We start from the raw sequence: 17995 nt of genomic DNA, 5'->3' as shown, positions 1-17995 counted from the left end.
AGAAGGTGAAGGGATTTTGAAAAACGTCTTAGAAGTACAAAATCTAGATGTTAGCTATGGTGAAAATCTTATTTTGGAAGATTTGAATCTTCAAATACCAAAAGGGAAAATTACGGTACTAGTAGGTGCCAATGGTTGTGGAAAATCTACGCTCCTAAGAACGTTTGCCCGACTGCAAAAACCAAAGTCGGGTGAAATTTTTTTAGAAGATCATCCACTAGATGCGATTTCAACTAAAGAGGTGGCAAAACGTTTAGCCATTCTCCCACAGGGACCTGTTGCGCCAGAAGGATTAACTGTTCAACAATTGATTAAACAAGGTCGTTATCCTCATCAAAGCTGGTTAAAGCAATGGTCTACAGAGGATGAAAATATTGTGAACAATGCTCTTGAGGTGACACAGATGACCGAATTTGCAGATCGCCCAGTAGATGCATTATCCGGGGGGCAGCGCCAGCGTGTGTGGATTGCTATGACATTAGCTCAAAAAACAGATCTTATTTTACTTGATGAACCTACAACTTATTTAGATATGGCTCATCAAGTAGAAATTTTAGATTTACTATTTGATTTAAATGAAAATGAAGGCCGTACAGTTGTTATGGTATTGCACGATTTAAACTTAGCTTGTCGTTATGCTCATCATATTGTAGCTGTGCAAAATAAACAGGTGTACGCACAAGGTAAGCCAGAGGAAGTGGTGACACCTGAGATGGTACAAGCTGTCTTTCGGATGGACTGTACCATAATGAGAGACCCTCTATTTGGAACGCCGTTATGTGTTCCGCATGGTAAGGGACGAACAGTTCAGATGGAAGCATTTGAGGAGGTTGCGGCCACTTGAGCAACAAACTGTCAGCTGAAGAAATACCAATATTATTAAGGGATTATCGATTGACGTTTGAGCCAGCAATAGACGCTACTTACTCCATAAGTGCCAAAAATCTATTGGACGCTGAACAGGCTCTAGTCTATTTACAAACAATCGCTCCTTTTTTTCAATCGCCTTCTTTATTAGTGACGGCATCGTTATTTGGAAAGCGCTATAGTGTTTTGACGATGGCTTCAGCATTCTATGCCATGTCGAGATATGATAAAGGGCTACAAGTTGCTATCGAAAATATTTGGGTAGAAGCAGAAGGTCATGCGAAACCATGGCTGCCTAACGTTCGGTTTATTGATCATACGGTGTCAGAACCTACAACAGATCGTAACGCATGGCGTGACGAGGTGCTTAAAGGGATTTTTGCGGATAATCTAGCAAAAGTGTGGCAGTCATTAACGAAAATAAGTAAAATTCCAAAAACAATTTTATGGGAAAATACCGCTATTTATGTCAATTGGCTATACGAAACGAAAATAAGAGAAGGGGCCAATGAGCAAGAAATCAATCGCCTACAAGAGGACTATGACTACATTGTAAATCAGGCACCAGGTGCTCTCTTTGGCGAGAAGAAGAATCCTTTGACGAAATATTGTGGACCGAAAGTGAAGATAAAGGAATCCAAGCACCCTATACGCTTAAGAAAAACATGTTGTTTTTATTATCATACATCTGACGAAACAAATGACTATTGTATCTCCTGTCCTAAAATCAAAAGGCTCGTTTAACCTCATAAAGTATATCATTCCTCAAAGTGAATAAATGTCGTGTTTATTCACTTTTTTTTCCTAAAAAATTTCTGTTTGTTATGTTGAAATATTGTTATACTAGATTGAAGTGTCAGTAGTTTGTCTGTATAAAAATTCAATTAGCTGTAAGTTTTAACCAATTTACTTGTGGCTTTTAACTAGTTTTATAACAAAGTAATGTTATAAAAACATGAATGATGTAAGTGTTTTTCTGTTTAAAGCTCAAAACTCAATTGTTTTTGTAATAGTATTTTAACAAGGTATGAGGGGAGAATTTGAATGGACACAACATGTCGAGCTCGTAGAATAGTAGATTGGGAAATAGATCAAATTGCAATTTCATGCTTAATAGAAATGAGGTTTTAATCAAAAAATGAAAAAGTATGCTGTTTCTACATATGTTTATTTTATTATCCCTTCTTTAATTGGTATTTTTTTATTTATGACACCTGTCTTAACAGAAGAAGGCTGGAAGGTACCGATTGCGATTTTAGCAAATGTTTTAGCAACTATTGTTGCTCCTATCATTAGTTATTTTACAATTATTATGTTTGCCATTTCAGCAATTGGCGCACTTATGGCTAAATTTATACCACGTAAAAACGTGAAAGAGCCAAGTATTTTAGATACATTGTTTTATGTTAATTGGTTTTGGACGATTACCCGCTGTATCGGCTTAGTTTTTGCTTCGATGGTTGTCTTTAACTTTGGTCCTTTTGCCATCAATAACGAAAATACTGGTGGATTACTGATGGACCCTAATGGTGGACTTGTAACATTTTTATTTACCATCTTCTTGTTTGCAGGATTCCTTCTGCCGTTTTTGACTAATTTCGGACTTCTTGAATTTTTCGGTACAATGATGGTGAGAATTATGCGCCCCCTATTTAAAAGTCCAGGACGATCTTCCATTGATGCCCTTACATCATGGGTCGGTGATGGAACGATTGGTGTGTTAATGACAAGTAAACAATATGAAATGGGGAACTACACCAAAAAAGAAGCAGCCATTATTGCAACAAGCTTCTCTGTAGTATCTATTACATTTTGTATCGTAGTATTGGATACGGTTCATTTGGCACGCTATTTTATTCCTTACTATTTAACAGTTGTCTTTTGTGGAATTGTATTAGCGATTATTATGCCTCGTATCTATCCACTTGCACAAAAGGAAGATACCTATATAGATGGTACGCCTGTAGACTATTCACGTGAGGAATTACCAGAGGGCTATAATTTAGTCTCACATGGTTTAGAAAATGCACTAGCTGTTGCCCATGCCAATCGTGATCCACGCAAATTTATAAAAGATGGATCTAGAAATGTCATTGATTTATGGATAGGTGTTGCGCCTATTGTAATGGCTTTTGGTACGGTTGCTCTGATGCTGGCTGAATTTACAAGTATCTTTGTGATTTTAGGCAAACCCTTCGAGCCTATTTTAACGGTACTTGGCTTACCAGAAGCGGCAGAAGCTGCACAAACAATGGTGGTGGGCTTTGCTGATATGTTCCTCCCTTCTATTTTAGGTGCGGGTATTGAATCTGATACCACTAGATTTGTCATAGCAGTTGTTTCTGTCACACAGTTAATTTATATGTCTGAGGTGGGTGGACTTATTTTAGGTACGAAAATTCCATTGAAATTTTTCGATTTAGTGGTGATATTTATATTACGTACACTTATCTCACTTCCAATTGCTGCATTAGTGGGACACCTTTTATTCTAATCAAAATGCCAAGCCCTAGGTGGACTTGGCATTTTTCATGAAATTAATAGCATAGGATTTCTTTACTCGCTTCCATAAAACAAGTATATAGACAAATAACACTAAAATAATAAGATAACCACTAAGCGTAGGGCTCTCTACATTTCCCATAAAGTTAAAGAAATTATTGAATCCATGGAAAAGAATCGTAATAATAATCGATTGCCCATCTAAAATAAGTAAAGAAAGAACAAGGCCCACTAAAAGGGCATAGATGATTTGCATAATAGTATCTTCAAGCGATTGCCCACCAAGTAATTGTAAAGCATGTGTAATGCCAAACAATAAACTAGAAATGAATACCGCTGTAAATGCACCTTTGGCAAGAAGTATTCGCAGCATAAGGCCCCTAAATACGGTCTCTTCTATAAATGCCACAATAAGCACTTGCATTAAAAACATAAAAATAAGATCGCTAAATGATGTGAGATTTAATCCTTTTGTACTTACAAAGATGATTCCTAAAACGAAAAGTAGCGGTAAAATCATTAATAAATGATTCTTTTGAATGGGATGAAAGAAATACATTTGCCAGTTTTTTTTCAGAGCAATATAAAAGAAGAGTCCCAATGCTAGCGGAACTAACATAACAAACTGTAACAAAGGGCCAGATGGTTGTTTAATAGAAACAAAAGCTCCGTTACCAACATAGAAAAGTATGATAAGAAACTCTAAGCCAATTATTTTGGCAATCACTTTTTGTTTCATTCTGTTCATTTCCTCCTAATCATGCTAGCAGTAATTAATAAGAAGACACTTAAAAGAAAGTACTTCCGAAAAGTATAGGGAAATACATTCTAAAATGATGTTAAAATTCTCAACACGTAATAAATGTACTCGCCATAATTAATGAACTATTATCCATTGTAGCAAATTTTTACCTTAATCACGGATTGGCTTTTTTTGGTGAGATTTGCCGATCAAGTAAGCACTAAAGGGGAGAAAGGAAATAATTTTTATGAGCAGCATACAGACGAGTAAAGTAGCTAGAAAAAGTGAAGTAACTTGTAGAGAAGTAGTAGGGAGTAAGGCACTATAGGGTGCTAGATATTCTTGAATAAGCCAGTGAATTAAAAAGATACCAAAGGAATAACGACTGATGATATGGATGAAGGGGAGCTTAGGCAAAATTTGAGCAAACGCTAAAATAAAAATCGTCATCGCTAACACGAATAGCATCATATCGATTCTTCGTGATGTAATTTGCTGGTCGCCTAAATAATAATTTATATAGATCATGACTGTTGCAAGTATGACCGATAAAACGGTAAAGAACTTATATTTAACGATATAATACGTGAATTTTTCATAATGACGACCAATGAAATAGGCAAATACAAAATAAGGAAGCCAGCCTATGAAGAGCAGTCGCATAAAATGATCATTTTCTACGAAGGTATCTAGATTTAATTTTGCTAGTGTCATATAAAAAATCCCCAGTAAGAACATAATAGGAGCAAACCATATACTGGATAGCTGATATTTTTTCACAATAAAAAAGAGAATATAGAGCTGAAAAATGGTCATGACAAACCAGCCAGAAAAATCCCCTAAAATAATGTGACGATACAAGGCATTCCAAAAATTTTCGTGATAATGAAAGGCTGCATTAGCCGCATATAAAATACCAGCAGCTACAAACGGCATGACAATAAACTGAAATCGATGCCATAAAAAATGGGAAGGTAGCTGATGTTGATAGCGATTAGCTAATATTAGTATAGATAATAAAATGAAAATGGGTGTAGCGGCACATAGTAATAGTCTAAAAAATTGATAGAATGGTTGATCAATAAAGCCATTAATAATTTCAATATTTGTCGTTGCGTGCAATAGCACAATACTTAAACAAGCAATAGTTCTCAATGCGTTCCACTCGTACACTATCTCAATCACCCTCGATTTCAGTAAATTGGCGAGCATCTCCTCCAGGATGCAACCTAACTAACTATATGAATTTGGCATTCTGGTTACAACTGGTCTGTCTCGTCACTCGAAAATAGTTTAGTTCGCAAATTATTATTAAAAACACCTAGTAAACTTGTCAAAAGCTCCATTTTTGCATATGTGTCACATAACCTCCCTGCATATACTGGGTCAAGAGGGGGGGAGGTGAGCTTTTATGAGAATTAACTGGAAGGTTCGTCTTCAACATATACCATTTTTACTAGGGCTATTTTCATTGTTACTCTTACTCGCACAACAAGTAGGGGCGATTTTCGGCTTTGATTTGACAGCTGCAATGAGTGAGCAAATTGCATCTATTTTAAATACAGTTCTATCTATTCTTGTATTAATGGGTGTCATAGTGGACCCAACGACAAAAGGTACAAGTGATAGTGAAAAGGCATTAATGTATAGGAGACCACGATAAATTATTCAAAAAAGTGTAATTTTACAATAAGGATAAATATGTTATAATGTTAGAAAATTGATAAAGTGGGGAGGATGATTGAATGTCCCTTGAAATGGAACGAAGAGTGGCTAAACTTGAGGAGGAAATGGCAGATTTACGTCAGGAGTTAAGTGAATTAAGGCGAATTCAAAGCAATGAAAAAATAAATACTCTTGATGCAAGACAGTCCATGATCGAGCAATCGGTTCCAATACAACCAACACCAACACCAACACCAACACCAACACCAACACCGAAACCGACAGTGGAGCCGAAGTCTACCCCAGTCAAAACAGCACAAAAAGAGGTGCAACCACAGCCATCGATGGAGGAACGTGTTATGTGGGCACTTCCAAAAGTATTCATGGTTATTTTAGTTATGGGGGTACTTTGGGGTCTCAAACTTGTTAGTGACTATGGTTATTTATCGAATGGCGTGAAAATCATCCTTGCCTATTCATTATCGGTAGGATTGGCGATTATCGCTTATATTCTGGAACGTAGAAAAGTAGGCTCACCTGCTATTACGGTCTCATTATATGGTGGAGCATTCATTGTTGGGATATTAACGACTGCAGCTAGTGCCATTTTGTATGAAATCATCCATCTTACACCAGCGCTTGGTATTACGGTTCTTTATATTGGCTATGGTATTGCCATAAGTTACTTAAAGAAAAATGAGGCATTAACTATTTTTGTTGCTTTTACCTCGTTATTACTACCTTATTTATTAGAATATATGGACTTTAGTGCCGTCATTATTTTACTATTTGTTATCGTTTTATTTGCCATGCTGCAATTGGTTGTCCAACAGCACAAGCAAAAGCTTGCTCTTTATATTTCAACCTTTTTCTCAGTGCTAGCAATAGGTGTTGTAGCATTTATGAATCATGACAAGCAAGTTGTCTTTGCTTTTGGTTTACTTGCTATACTAGCAATCTTTTATGTAAGCTGGTGTCGATTATATAATGCACAATCTAAATGGAAACCTCTTCATATTGGCCTCCAATTTTCGTTAGGGTCATTTAGTTTATTGCTGATGAACCTGATCATACGTTCACTCGAATATGGAGAAGCGGTGCTACTTATTTTCATTGGTTTATTAATAGCATTAGCGTTTTATAGTCATCGTCAAAAATGGCAGGAAGTATTTGATAGTGCTATAACACTCGCGTTTATTGCCGTATGTAATACGCTACTTATTATGAATATCCCTGATAAAGTGGATGATTTACTATATCCATTGATCGCTTTTGCAGGTGTAATGATGAGCTTACGATTACGTGCCAGTATGATGAAGGTAGTCACATCATTTTTCCTTGTGATTACATTATTGCTAAACTTCATTTTCCATGAACCGACACCATTTATTAGCTTTGAGCATTTAAGTCTGTTCATGCCAATTATTTATCTAGTAGTCATTTACTTGTATGCTAGACGCCCAAAAGAAACGTTATCACCTTTTGAGAAAGTCATGAAGGATTTATATGCCATAGATATTTTAGCAGTAATAGCCACAGGCTACTTCTTAGCATATATGAGCAAACTAGATTCAGCCTATTTCGCGGCAACAAATGGTATTCAGTATTTGATGTGTATTGCACTAGCTGCTTTGTTTGCAGGATCTCTGCTCGTGTCAGAGAAATTCAAAGGGCGTGCTTTAACACCTGTCCTTGGAGCATTCTTTATAGTATTATCTTTGATGATCAGCACAAAGCCTTCTATGATGGATAGCTTAAATATGATGACCAGATTAGTTTATATAGCAGTAATTATGGCGATTATTGTAGACGTTCTAGTAAAGGGCCGTATTTATCGGCTGTATGAAGAGCGAATGGGGAAATATGTAGACACTATTGTTAGCTCAGGTGTCGTACTCACAATGATCTCAATATGGGGGCTTGTTCATCAATTTACGTATAGTCATCTACTTGATTGGAAGCTAAGTATAGCTCTTACAACGATTACATTATTCCTCACAGCGAGCATTTCGCTATGGCTTAGTTCCACACAACATTTAAAAACGCTTCGTACTACAGGTTTTGTTATTTTAGTCATTGCGTTTATCAAGCTTATTTTCTTTGACTTATCAGCCCTTGATTTATTAATTAGAGCTGTTCTATTTATAACAATTGGTGGCATTGGCATGCTGTTGTCAGGTAGGTTGCTGAGGAAATAAATTGAAGAGATTCCAATGATTTTTGGAATCTCTTTTATATTGTGCTAAACTGATACTACTCTTACTCTACTCCCTCTTTCTTCGTACCGTATGACTTCAAACCTTTTATGAAATATTCTTCAAATACATCACTCATTTTCAATGTCCATTGTTTTGAATAACATTCGATACGTGGATTGCTGAGCAAGACTACAATAATTATATGAATAGGCGCATCATACTTATTGTATGGGCGCCTATTGGTTTAGGAGGACATAAATTTGGAAATGGCTTATACAATTATCATTTTTTTAGTTGGTCTAGTCTTTGGCTCTTTTTATAATGTAGTTGGCTTACGTGTGCCGCGGAAGGAGTCTCTTGTATATCCTTCCTCCCATTGTACGAGCTGTCAGAGACAATTGACGGCTCTTGATTTAGTGCCAGTATTGTCTTATCTGTTTTTAAGAGGAACATGTAGAGGCTGTGGCTTTAAAATTTCTTGGCTATATCCAGTGATAGAATTGTTAACTGGGGGTTTATTCGCCTTTGCTTATTTGGAGCTAAACTGGAGTTTAGAATTTATAGTAGCTTTATCGTTCATCTCATTGTTAGTCATTATAGTTGTTTCAGATTTTATCTATCTGTTAATTCCAGATAAGATTCTTTTATTCTTTTTGCCTTTTTTGGTCATAGGACGTGTACTGTCACCCTTAACACCTTGGTGGGACAGCCTAGTGGGTGCACTCGTTGGTTTTGGCATATTATACAGTATTGCGGTCTTATCGAAAGGTGGAATGGGAGGGGGCGATATTAAATTCTTCTTTTTAATTGGTCTCGTTCTCGGTACTATTCATACGTTGTTGACTTTATTTATTGCCGCTATCATAGGTATGATAATCGGAATAGTTGTCTTATTAAAGCATAAACAAGGAAGACAAACACATATTCCCTTTGGTCCATCTATTGCATTAGCCGCTACTATTGTTTATTTCTACGGAGATTCGTTCATCAATTGGTATTTAGGTTATTGGTAAGTGTTTAATCTTCAATGTTGTGGAGGGGAATCAAGTGAAGCCGATTATTGGAATTACAGCTTTTGTAGAAGATGATTTATCAGCTCATTTAAATGCTGCTTACAGCAAAAGTATTATTAAGGCGGGTGGTATCCCCCTTATTATTCCGTTAGGTGTGGAGGAAGATGCTGCTCAAATTTTAGCCCTTACGGATGGCTTAATGCTATCGGGAGGCTATGATGTACATCCTTTTCTATTTGGAGCGGAGCCTTCACCAAAGCTAGGTAAAATTCATCCAGCTAGAGATGCCGTGGAATTAGCATTAATTGAGGCTGCATTTGTACGGAAAATGCCTATTTTTGGCATTTGTCGGGGTATCCAAATATTAAATGTTGCATTAGGTGGGACGTTATATCAGGACATTGATAGTGACCATTATAGTACGAAGCTAATCAAACATATGCAACAAGCTGGTAGGTCAGTAGCAACGCATTATGTACAAATTATTGCGGAGAATTTATTAGCGACTATTCTGGAACAAGAGAAAATTGCCGTCAATTCTTTTCATCATCAGTCAGTGAATGTACTAGCGGAGAATTTAAAAGTTGCAGCGAAATCAAGTGATGGCATTATTGAAGCAGTGGTGCATGAAGAATTACCATTCTGTTTGGCTGTCCAATGGCACCCAGAGGAATTAGCTGTAGCGGGAGATCAGCATGCACAAAAGTTATTTGCAGCATTTGTTGAAGCGAGCTTGAAATTTAAAAAAGAAGCATAGAGAGGTCATTGTAAAAAGAATCCAATAGTTAATGGATTCTTTTTTTTGCGTAAAAAAGAGGATATATGCTCAGTGAAGGAACACAATCCTCAAACCCTCATTTAATTAATGTACACGGCGGTAAAGACCAACAACTTGTCCCAAAATTGATACTTGATCGACGATAATCGGTTCCATTGATGAATTTTCAGGCTGTAAACGGAAATGGTTTTTTTCCTTAAAGAAGCGTTTTACAGTAGCTTCATCCTCAGCTGTCATGGCTACAACAATGTCTCCGTTAATGGCCGTTGACTTTTGCTTTACGATCACTAAGTCACCATCTAAAATTCCTGCTTCAATCATCGATTCACCCATAATTTCTAACATGAATAACTGATCCTCACTCGTGCCATATGTATCTGGCAGTGGGAAATACTCTTCAATATTTTCGATAGCTGTAATAGGAGAACCTGCTGTAACCTTCCCTACAAGTGGTACATGGATGACATGTTGCTTTTGGATGGATTCCTCAGGCTCAAGAATTTCAATAGCACGTGGCTTAGTTGGATCTCGACGAATAAAACCCTTTTGTTCTAATCGAGCCAAATGACCATGAACAGTTGAACTTGAAGCAAGTCCAACAGCTTCCCCGATTTCACGGACTGATGGCGGATACCCTTTAGCTCGTACCTCGTCTTTAATGAACGCTAAAATGTCCTCTTGTCTTTTCGATACTTTTTTCATGATTGCTCACCTCTTTTTTCTAATATCAATCTTCTTATTTGATAGTATAACAGAATGCGAACACGTATGCAAACATAGGTTCGAAAAGTGTTTGACAAAAACGTTTGTTCGCTTTATTATGAGAACATACATTCCGAACAAACATTCTAGAAATGAGGTTTTAATGATGACATGGCTAAAGAAAAATACACATATCACTATATTATTAGGTGCTTGTTTACTCTTCGCAAGTTACCTTTACATCACTGATCCGGGGGATGTTAATTACGCTGAAATTCAAATCGAACATGGGGATAGCTTGTGGTCGTTAGCAGAACAATACCGTGGTAAAATGAGTAAAGAAGATTGGATTAAGCTTGTCAAATCAGAAAATGAGTTAGCAGACATTAAAATCGTGGCAGGTAAATCTCTAGTCATTCCAGTTTTGAGTGATCAAGCCAGTCCCATCAAAACTATTGAAATTGCGAGAAACGAACAATGAAAAATAATCAAATGACGGCTGTTGTCTATTGCCGAGTAAGTACTGAAAAAGAAACGCAAAGCTCCTCATTAGAGCGCCAACAAGAAGAATTAGTGCACTATGCTAAAGAACAAGGCTATGAAGTAAAGGGTGTTTTTAAAGATAAGCATAGCGGTTATGATGTTGAACGCGAAGGCTTACTTGAAATGCTTGATTTTATAAAAGAGAAGGAAATAAAAGCTCTTTTTGTACAAGATGAAACTCGTTTAGGTCGTGGAAATGCAAGAATGGCAGTATTGCATTTATTACAAAAATCAGCAACAGATGTTTATTCGATGCGTGATGCAGGACCAGTCCAATTAAACGAAATGGATACGATGCTACTAGAGATTTTAGCAATTGTAGAGGAATATCAACGTAGAATACATAATGCAAAAATCCGCAGAGGTATGCGACGTGCTGTTGAAAATGGCTATCGCCCTGAAAATAACCTATCCAATCGTGGCAATCCACATGGTCAGGAACGTAAAGAGCTCCCTGTTGATGAAATTGTGAAGCTACGGAATCGTGGTTTTACCTTTGAGGAAATTTCCATTACGCTTAGAGGACTAGGCTTTGAGGTAAGTAAGGCAACCGTACATCGCCGATTCCAAGAGCATCAAGAAAGATTAGCAGGCAAATAATATAGCCCGCTAATTTTTTTTAATATAAGCTTTCAATAATAACATTTTTAGGTAGCTGAAAAGGGTTATCTTTATTAATTCGATCATAAAACATAATGCCGTTTAAATGATCGATTTCATGTTGTACAACGATAGATTCATAGCCTTTTAAAGACATAATAAATTCCTGTCCATCAATATTATAGGCTTTTACTTTAATTCGTTCATATCTTGGTACAAAACCGTGAACAGGTCGATTAACAGACAGACACCCTTCACCCTCAGGCAAATAGATCATATTGAAAGAATGGCTCATTACTTTTGGGTTAATGAACATCATTTCATGTTTTTGGTCGTGATTCTCAAAAAATACAGCAAACATTCTCTTATCTACGCCAATTTGATTGGCAGAGAGGCCACTACCAGGACGGAGTTTATACTTTTTTATTAAAATCGGGTCTTGGCTGTTTTTAAATATTGAAGCATAGAAAATAATATATGTCGGTCCTCTAAGGGAACTGGTATGGCAACGTCTTGCGTTTGTTTTCGTAATAGGTCTGAGTGTTCTTTTACAAAATCTTTCATAGTAATCATGTAATCAGGATGAAATTTTGCCATCGAAACATACCTCCTCAATAGGACTTCTTCAGAAGTTCATCAAGCTAAATTGTATGGTCGGATCATAGATGCAGTGCCCAACAACGTTTATAGGCGCGCATTTTCACAAGCGTTTAACGTTCTTCTAATCTTCTAATAAAATACTCCAATCTTCACGTAAAACTGCGTAATAGTATTCGTCCCACCATTCATTCCCATATGGTATACACTTTTTAAAATATCCTTCACGCCTCATTCCGATCTTTTCCATAACTTTATAGGAAGCGATATTTTCGGGCTGACACGTTGCAATAATTCTATGAAGTTTCTTTTCATTAAATCCATAGTCTAATACAGCACGAGCAGCTTCAGAAGCAAAGCCTTGATTTTGATAAGCTGGATTTAGTACCCAACCGATTTCATAAGTATGATCGCCGAAACAAGGATGGAAAACGATATGACCAATCACTTGCTCGCAATTATTTGAAACAATAGCAAAATGTTTTGCTTTGTCGTTACTATTTTCTGCAATAAATTTCTTTGCCTGTTCTTCATTGAAAACACCTTCAGGCATATAGTGCATCACTTTTTCATCTGAAGTATAGCTATAAACAGCTTCCCAGTCCTGCTCTTGAAATGTTCGAATGAGTAATCGCTTAGTTGTCACGTTCACATGTATATCCTCCAATAGATAGTTAAATTTTTCCTTCCATATAATATTTATACACTTCAAACATCTGGAAGTCATGTATTTTTTATTTCAACAGCTTGAATAGGGGTTGGTATAACTGCATTTAATGGGAAACCGTGCTATACTTTGCATACTGAGTTCAATAAGGTAGGTACTGAAAGGTGTGTAACGATGTTATCAAAAGAAAAAATTAACCGTATAAATGAACTTTCTGCTAAAGCGAAAAGCGGTCAACTAACGGATGAAGAGGCAAAGGAGCGAACAGCGCTTCGTAAGGAATACTTAGATACATTTAGAGCAACAATGCGTGATACGATTGAAAACGTAAAAGTGGTTGATGCAGAAGGAAATGATGTCACGCCTGAGAAGGTAAGACAAGCGAAAAAAAATAAATTTCTAAATTAATGTGACACAATTCAATAAAGTATGTATGAAAATACAAATAGTATTACAAAAGCATTGTTTTCTAAAGCAATGTTGACTAAACTGTAGAAGAACAATTATAGGACGAGAAAGGATGTCACAATATAATGACTCAACATGCGGATTTATTAGCAATTAATGCTATCCGAACTTTGTCAATCGATGCTATTGAAAAAGCAAATTCTGGTCACCCAGGTTTACCAATGGGGGCAGCGCCAATGGCTTATACGCTTTGGACAAAACAATTACGCCATAATCCAGTGAACCCAAAATGGTATAATCGCGATCGTTTTGTATTATCAGCTGGTCATGGTTCCATGCTTCTATACAGCCTACTTCATCTAGGCGGCTATGGTTTACCAATGGAGGAAATTCAAAACTTCCGCCAATGGGATTCATTAACACCAGGACATCCTGAATATGGTCATACAGTAGGTGTGGAAGCGACAACTGGTCCTCTAGGACAAGGTATTGCCATGACTGTAGGTATGGCAATGGCTGAGCGTCATTTAGCAGCTACTTACAATAAACCAGGTCATGACATCGTTGACCACTATACATTTGCATTATGTGGTGATGGTGACTTAATGGAAGGCGTTGCAGCAGAGGCTATTTCATTAGCTGGTCACTTAAAACTTGAAAAATTAATCGTGCTTTACGATTCTAATGATATTTCTTTAGATGGTGACTTAGAAAAGTCATTCTCAGAAAACGTACAAAAACGTTTTGAATCTTATGGTTGGAATTATTTAAAAGTTGCAGATGGCACAGATGTTGATGCGATTAATGCAACTATTGAAGAAGCTAAAAAATCAACTGGCAAACCAACATTGATTGAAGTGAAAACAGTGATTGGTTTCGGTTCTCCAAATAAATCGGGTAAAGCAGATTCTCATGGTGCTCCACTTGGTACAGATGAAGTGGTATTAACAAAAGCTGCTTATGAGTGGGCACACGAGCCTTTCCAAATCCCTGCTGAAGTATATGATACGTTTAATGCTGCAGCTGAAGTGCAAGGAGCACAGTCTGAAGAAGCTTGGAATGCGAAATTTACTGCTTATAAACAAGAATTCCCAGAGTTAGCAGCTCAATTTGAACATGCTATGAATGGTGAATTACCAGCAGACTTCGCTTCTGAATTACCAGTGTATGAAGCTGGTAAATCTGTAGCAACACGTTCTTCTTCTGGTGATGCGATTAATGCTATCGCTAAGAAAACACCATCATTCTTTGGTGGCTCTGCTGACCTTGCAGGCTCTAATAAAACAACGATGAAGGGTGCAGGCGATTTTTCTGCAGACGATTATGCTGGTCGCAACATCTGGTTTGGTGTTCGTGAATTTGCAATGGGCGCTGCTTTAAACGGTATGGCACTTCACGGTGGTTTAAATGTATTTGGTGGTACATTCTTCGTGTTCTCAGATTATGTTCGTCCGGCAGTTCGCCTTTCAGCATTAATGGGTCTTCCTGTAACGTATGTATTTACACATGACTCGATTGCTGTAGGAGAAGATGGTCCAACACATGAACCAATCGAACACCTTGCATCATTACGTGCAATGCCTAATTTATCTGTTGTTCGTCCTGCGGATGCCAATGAATCAGCTGTTGCATGGGAGCTTGCCGTTGCATCAGAAAATACGCCAACAGTATTAGTATTGTCTCGTCAAAACTTACCTGTACTTAACGCTTCTATTGAAACAGTACGTGAAGGTGTGACGAAGGGTGCTTACACAGTATCTCCTGCTACTAAAGAAGTAGCGGATGCGATTTTAATTGCAACAGGCTCAGAGGTTTCACTTGCTGTTGAGGCACAAAAAGCATTAAAAGCTGAAGGCATGGATGTAGCTGTCGTTTCAATGCCATCTATGGACCGCTTTGAAAAACAAGATGCTGCTTACAAAGAATCTGTTTTACCAAAAGCTGTCACTAAACGTCTTGCGATTGAAATGGGTGCATCATTCGGCTGGCATAAATATACCGGCTTTGAAGGTGATGTGCTTGCAATCGATAAATTTGGCGCATCAGCTCCAGGGGAAATTGTAATGGAAAAATACGGATTCACTGTAGAGAATGTAGTTGCAAAAGTAAAAGCACTATAAGATTTTTAATAAAATACCACAACACTCAGCGTACGTATGAATTCGCAGGGTGTTGCGGTATTTTTTTTACTATTGGCTGTCGTATCACTAAAGGAATACATCCGGTGGCAAGGGTCTTCTAAAATATGTCTAATTAAAAAAACTGCATATGGTTATGCAGTTTTTTATGTAGAAATTATTTCGCAAGCCCATTCTGAAAGGCATAGACAACGGCTTGTGTGCGATCTTGAACCTCAAGCTTTGCTAGAATATTGCTTACATGTGTTTTGACAGTTTTTAAAGCAATATATAGCTCGTCAGCAATTTCCTGATTGGCTTTGCCTTGTGCCATTAGCAATAAAACTTCCATTTCACGGTCAGTAAGATGGTCGTAAAGGGGTGTATTATTGCCGTGGCGCATACGGTGCATCATTTTAGATGTAACTTCTGGTTCTAATACCGTTTCGCCACCCATTGTTTTACGAATGGCTTCCGCAATTTGTTTTGCATTAGATGTTTTTAATATATAACTCACTGCTCCTGCCTCTAAAGCAGGGTAGACTTTGTCATCATCTAAAAAGCTAGTCACCATCATGATTTTTGCCTCTGGCCAGGCGGCTAAAATTTCTGCTGTTGCCTCAGCACCAGTCATAATGGGCATAACATTATCCATTAAAATAATATCAGGCTTTAGGGCAAGGGCACGCTCAACTGCTTCTTGCCCGTTTTCAGCCTCTCCCACAACTGTAATATCTGGCTGTGCGGATAAGTACGCCGAAACGCCGATACGCACCATTTCATGATCATCCACTATGAGCACTTGTATCATTGTCATTGACCTCCTCTTTATGTAGTGGAATTTTAACTTCGACAATCGTTCCTTCTTCAGGGACTGACACAATTTTATATGTGCAGCCAATTTCAACAGCTCGTTCCGCAATATTTTGCAAGCCGTAAGAAGTGGATTTATCTGCCTCTACATCAAAGCCTAAACCATTATCTTGAATGCGTAAAATGGCTAAGTCATCTCGTGCAACAAGCAACAATTCAACCTCACTGGCTTTGGCATGTCGAAGTGTATTAGAGAGGGCTTCCTGGGCAATGCGGAATAGGTGATCTTCTTCTGCTTTCGTTAATGCCATTTCTTCTAGCTCATATTCAATATGGAAGTAAACCTTTTGCTGAAGCTCAATAATTAATTCCTCTAAGCCTTGCGCAAGTGTTTTATTGCGAAGTGCAACAGGTCGTAAGTGTAATAATAATGCACGCATTTCGAGCTGTGCTTGCTGAACTATTTTTTCCACTTGCTTTAAGCTAGTCGCATTTTCGTCATTTTCCGTTAATGCAGAAAGCAACATGGAGGCCGCAAATAATTGCTGCGACACAGAATCATGTAATTCTCTAGCCAGACGTTGACGTTCAGCTATGATGCGTTCCTGTATAATTTTGTCATGAGCTTCTGCACGTTCATTGGATAAGCGCTGTAGACTTTTACGCTGTGTATCTATTAATTCACTTGTTTGCACAAGTGCTTTTTTTAATGGTTTCGGAAGGGCTTGCTTTTTAGAAAGCACAAAATCAGGTTCGATTAACTGCTTTACAATTTTCGTTGCTTGAGCCTCTCGGGCACGAGCAGTCATACTAATCCAACTGGCAAAGAGGAAGCTAAGAGCAAATAAGCTGACTACAATAATTCCCCCAAGAGGAAAATTATCATAATTTTGTCGCCATAAAGGTTCCCAAGTTTTCTCATCAGGATTTCCCCATACTGCAACAAGCAATCCGAATGTAGCGCTCATTAAAATGAATAATAAGGTAAATAATCTTGAGATAAAGGCAATCATTTACGCAGCACCTCCAAATCTCCAAGCCATGTTGCAACATGAATAATTAAAATGCGTTTTGCATCCTCAGGATTTCCATCAGAAAAGCTAACACTTTCATTTAAAATACGTTGTGGACCCACATGTAAGCAAGTAAGCTCACCAAATAGGGTTGTATAGTGTATACGAAAAGGTATTTCATAGGGGATATAGATTTGAACTTTACCGATACCTTGACGAATTGTAATTAGACTTGTGCCAGCAGGCAAAATCGTTTGCGTCGTATCAACTGTAATATCTCCTGCTAAACGTTGAATTTGCACATCTTGCCATTTATATGCTTCAGTTGGTGCTGGTATGGTGCCAATTAAGTCATTTTTCGAGGTAGATAGTTTTTCAAAAAGCTCAGCACCAACTATTTTTGGTTCATTTTCTCGTTGTAAGTATTGATAAAGCATATATAAGAGCATAATTACAATGAATAGACGGAGGCTCCACATTGTGAATAATGCAATCGCAATGAAGAATATGCCGGTCCATTTAAAAAAGCGGACTTTTTTAGAAAAGCTTAAATAAAGCAGTACGGCCCCAATCAATAAACAAAAGGCGCCACCATTATTAAAAATAGTAAGCTCCACAAAAACGAGTAAAAAGAAGCATAGTACCCAAAATGTGAGCTTATTTGTAGTGAAATTTTGCAAGAGGGTCACCCTTCTTTCTACTAATAGTATAAAAGAGGGAATGGGACCCTCTGTTTTAAAACGTGAAAGAATGCGCCGGTTAGAGTTGGC

General features: G+C 37.5%; 18 protein-coding genes and 1 pseudogene. 11 read left to right on the top strand and 8 right to left on the bottom strand.

Features of this window, described 5'->3' with window-relative positions; all coding sequences use genetic code 11:
• Nucleotides 1-16 precede the first annotated feature (16 nt).
• From C9J29_RS00605 to C9J29_RS00595, 3 genes are all read left to right on the top strand, one after another.
• Nucleotides 17-844: an ABC transporter ATP-binding protein gene (locus C9J29_RS00605; RefSeq protein WP_043989814.1), complete on the top strand. Its 828-nt coding sequence runs from the start codon at nucleotides 17-19 to the stop codon at nucleotides 842-844.
• Entirely contained in the window at nucleotides 841-1611 is a 771-nt protein-coding gene (locus C9J29_RS00600; protein WP_107921494.1) for an IucA/IucC family C-terminal-domain containing protein, read from the top strand. Before C9J29_RS00605 ends, C9J29_RS00600 begins: the two co-directional genes overlap by 4 nt.
• A 394-nt stretch (nucleotides 1612-2005) precedes the next feature.
• Entirely contained in the window at nucleotides 2006-3361 is a 1356-nt protein-coding gene (locus tag C9J29_RS00595) for a YjiH family protein (protein WP_008174711.1), read from the top strand.
• 15 nt (nucleotides 3362-3376) lie between these two features.
• On the opposite strand, the gene C9J29_RS00590 is transcribed toward C9J29_RS00595, so the two are convergent.
• Complete coding sequence (locus tag C9J29_RS00590; RefSeq protein WP_107921493.1) at nucleotides 3377-4108, bottom strand: CPBP family intramembrane glutamic endopeptidase; 732 nt, start codon at nucleotides 4106-4108, stop codon at nucleotides 3377-3379.
• A gap of 174 nt (nucleotides 4109-4282) precedes the next feature.
• Complete coding sequence (locus C9J29_RS00585) at nucleotides 4283-5284, bottom strand: acyltransferase family protein (protein WP_237068721.1); 1002 nt, start codon at nucleotides 5282-5284, stop codon at nucleotides 4283-4285.
• 238 nt (nucleotides 5285-5522) lie between these two features.
• On the opposite strand from C9J29_RS00585, the gene C9J29_RS00580 reads away from it, so the two are divergent.
• The 4 genes from C9J29_RS00580 to C9J29_RS00565 all read left to right on the top strand — a co-directional run bounded on the left by C9J29_RS00580 (nucleotide 5523) and on the right by C9J29_RS00565 (nucleotide 9744).
• Entirely contained in the window at nucleotides 5523-5774 is a 252-nt protein-coding gene (locus C9J29_RS00580) for a phage holin (RefSeq protein WP_025114039.1), read from the top strand.
• An 82-nt stretch (nucleotides 5775-5856) separates the two neighbouring features.
• Nucleotides 5857-7974 carry a DUF2339 domain-containing protein gene (locus tag C9J29_RS00575; protein WP_107921491.1) on the top strand — a complete coding sequence of 706 codons (2118 nt, stop codon included), beginning with the start codon at nucleotides 5857-5859 and terminating at the stop codon, nucleotides 7972-7974.
• 260 nt (nucleotides 7975-8234) lie between these two features.
• On the top strand, nucleotides 8235-8987 hold the full coding sequence (locus tag C9J29_RS00570) for a prepilin peptidase (RefSeq protein ID WP_090001060.1): 753 nt from the start codon (nucleotides 8235-8237) through the stop codon (nucleotides 8985-8987).
• Nucleotides 8988-9021: 34 nt separating this feature from the next.
• Nucleotides 9022-9744, top strand: a complete 723-nt coding sequence (locus tag C9J29_RS00565) for a gamma-glutamyl-gamma-aminobutyrate hydrolase family protein (protein WP_043989788.1) — start codon at nucleotides 9022-9024, stop codon at nucleotides 9742-9744.
• A gap of 105 nt (nucleotides 9745-9849) precedes the next feature.
• On the opposite strand, the gene lexA is transcribed toward C9J29_RS00565, so the two are convergent.
• Nucleotides 9850-10467, bottom strand: coding sequence for a transcriptional repressor LexA (lexA, locus tag C9J29_RS00560; protein ID WP_008174697.1), 618 nt, complete (start codon nucleotides 10465-10467; stop codon nucleotides 9850-9852).
• Between the two features lie 163 nt (nucleotides 10468-10630).
• Between lexA and yneA the strand changes: the two genes are divergently transcribed.
• Together yneA and C9J29_RS00550 are read left to right on the top strand one after the other, a co-directional pair.
• The gene (gene yneA, locus C9J29_RS00555; RefSeq protein ID WP_225316244.1) at nucleotides 10631-10948 is read left to right on the top strand and encodes a cell division suppressor protein YneA; all 318 of its coding nucleotides are present in this window, start codon (nucleotides 10631-10633) and stop codon (nucleotides 10946-10948) included.
• On the top strand, nucleotides 10945-11610 hold the full coding sequence (locus C9J29_RS00550; protein ID WP_090001061.1) for a YneB family resolvase-like protein: 666 nt from the start codon (nucleotides 10945-10947) through the stop codon (nucleotides 11608-11610). Before yneA ends, C9J29_RS00550 begins: the two co-directional genes overlap by 4 nt.
• A gap of 19 nt (nucleotides 11611-11629) precedes the next feature.
• Here C9J29_RS00550 and def read toward each other — a convergent pair.
• Nucleotides 11630-12207 (bottom strand): annotated as a pseudogene (gene def, locus C9J29_RS00545) (peptide deformylase).
• A 124-nt stretch (nucleotides 12208-12331) separates the two neighbouring features.
• Complete coding sequence (locus C9J29_RS00540; RefSeq protein ID WP_164908682.1) at nucleotides 12332-12859, bottom strand: GNAT family N-acetyltransferase; 528 nt, start codon at nucleotides 12857-12859, stop codon at nucleotides 12332-12334.
• 189 nt (nucleotides 12860-13048) lie between these two features.
• Here C9J29_RS00540 and C9J29_RS00535 point away from each other — a divergent pair, with 189 nt between their 5' ends.
• Together C9J29_RS00535 and tkt are read left to right on the top strand one after the other, a co-directional pair.
• A complete protein-coding gene (locus C9J29_RS00535; RefSeq protein WP_008174688.1) occupies nucleotides 13049-13282 on the top strand; it encodes a DUF896 domain-containing protein in 234 nt (77 codons plus the stop codon).
• Between the two features lie 125 nt (nucleotides 13283-13407).
• A complete protein-coding gene (gene tkt / locus C9J29_RS00530) occupies nucleotides 13408-15402 on the top strand; it encodes a transketolase (protein WP_008174686.1) in 1995 nt (664 codons plus the stop codon).
• 175 nt (nucleotides 15403-15577) lie between these two features.
• Here the strand turns inward: tkt and C9J29_RS00525 are convergent, their stop codons facing one another.
• The 3 genes from C9J29_RS00525 to liaF are packed head-to-tail and all read right to left on the bottom strand — an operon-like array spanning nucleotide 15578 to nucleotide 17914.
• Nucleotides 15578-16210: a response regulator transcription factor gene (locus tag C9J29_RS00525; RefSeq protein WP_008174684.1), complete on the bottom strand. Its 633-nt coding sequence runs from the start codon at nucleotides 16208-16210 to the stop codon at nucleotides 15578-15580.
• Nucleotides 16185-17225: a sensor histidine kinase gene (locus tag C9J29_RS00520; RefSeq protein ID WP_025114050.1), complete on the bottom strand. Its 1041-nt coding sequence runs from the start codon at nucleotides 17223-17225 to the stop codon at nucleotides 16185-16187. The genes C9J29_RS00525 and C9J29_RS00520 overlap by 26 nt, the downstream gene beginning before the upstream one ends.
• Nucleotides 17222-17914, bottom strand: coding sequence for a cell wall-active antibiotics response protein LiaF (gene liaF / locus C9J29_RS00515; RefSeq protein WP_237068720.1), 693 nt, complete (start codon nucleotides 17912-17914; stop codon nucleotides 17222-17224). Before liaF ends, C9J29_RS00520 begins: the two co-directional genes overlap by 4 nt.
• Nucleotides 17915-17995: the final 81 nt, after the last annotated feature.

It is taken from the genome of Lysinibacillus fusiformis (assembly GCF_003049525.1).
Classification (GTDB): Bacteria; Bacillota; Bacilli; order Bacillales_A; family Planococcaceae; genus Lysinibacillus; species Lysinibacillus fusiformis.
Note: the sequence above shows the minus strand (reverse complement) of the source record. Positions and strands in the feature narration are given on the sequence as shown.

Bases quoted from the DNA above. Each gene is read 5' to 3' on its own strand.
- C9J29_RS00525 (WP_008174684.1), bottom strand. From the start codon at position 16,210: ATGATACAAGTGCTCATAGTGGATGATCATGAAATGGTGCGTATCGGC.
- C9J29_RS00550 (WP_090001061.1), top strand. From the start codon at position 10,945: ATGAAAAATAATCAAATGACGGCTGTTGTCTATTGCCGAGTAAGTACT.
- C9J29_RS00520 (WP_025114050.1), bottom strand. From the start codon at position 17,225: ATGATTGCCTTTATCTCAAGATTATTTACCTTATTATTCATTTTAATG.
- C9J29_RS00535 (WP_008174688.1), top strand. From the start codon at position 13,049: ATGTTATCAAAAGAAAAAATTAACCGTATAAATGAACTTTCTGCTAAA.
- C9J29_RS00590 (WP_107921493.1), bottom strand. From the start codon at position 4,108: ATGAAACAAAAAGTGATTGCCAAAATAATTGGCTTAGAGTTTCTTATC.
- yneA (WP_225316244.1), top strand. From the start codon at position 10,631: ATGATGACATGGCTAAAGAAAAATACACATATCACTATATTATTAGGT.
- lexA (WP_008174697.1), bottom strand. From the start codon at position 10,467: ATGAAAAAAGTATCGAAAAGACAAGAGGACATTTTAGCGTTCATTAAA.
- C9J29_RS00595 (WP_008174711.1), top strand. From the start codon at position 2,006: ATGAAAAAGTATGCTGTTTCTACATATGTTTATTTTATTATCCCTTCT.
- C9J29_RS00580 (WP_025114039.1), top strand. From the start codon at position 5,523: ATGAGAATTAACTGGAAGGTTCGTCTTCAACATATACCATTTTTACTA.
- C9J29_RS00575 (WP_107921491.1), top strand. From the start codon at position 5,857: ATGTCCCTTGAAATGGAACGAAGAGTGGCTAAACTTGAGGAGGAAATG.
- tkt (WP_008174686.1), top strand. From the start codon at position 13,408: ATGACTCAACATGCGGATTTATTAGCAATTAATGCTATCCGAACTTTG.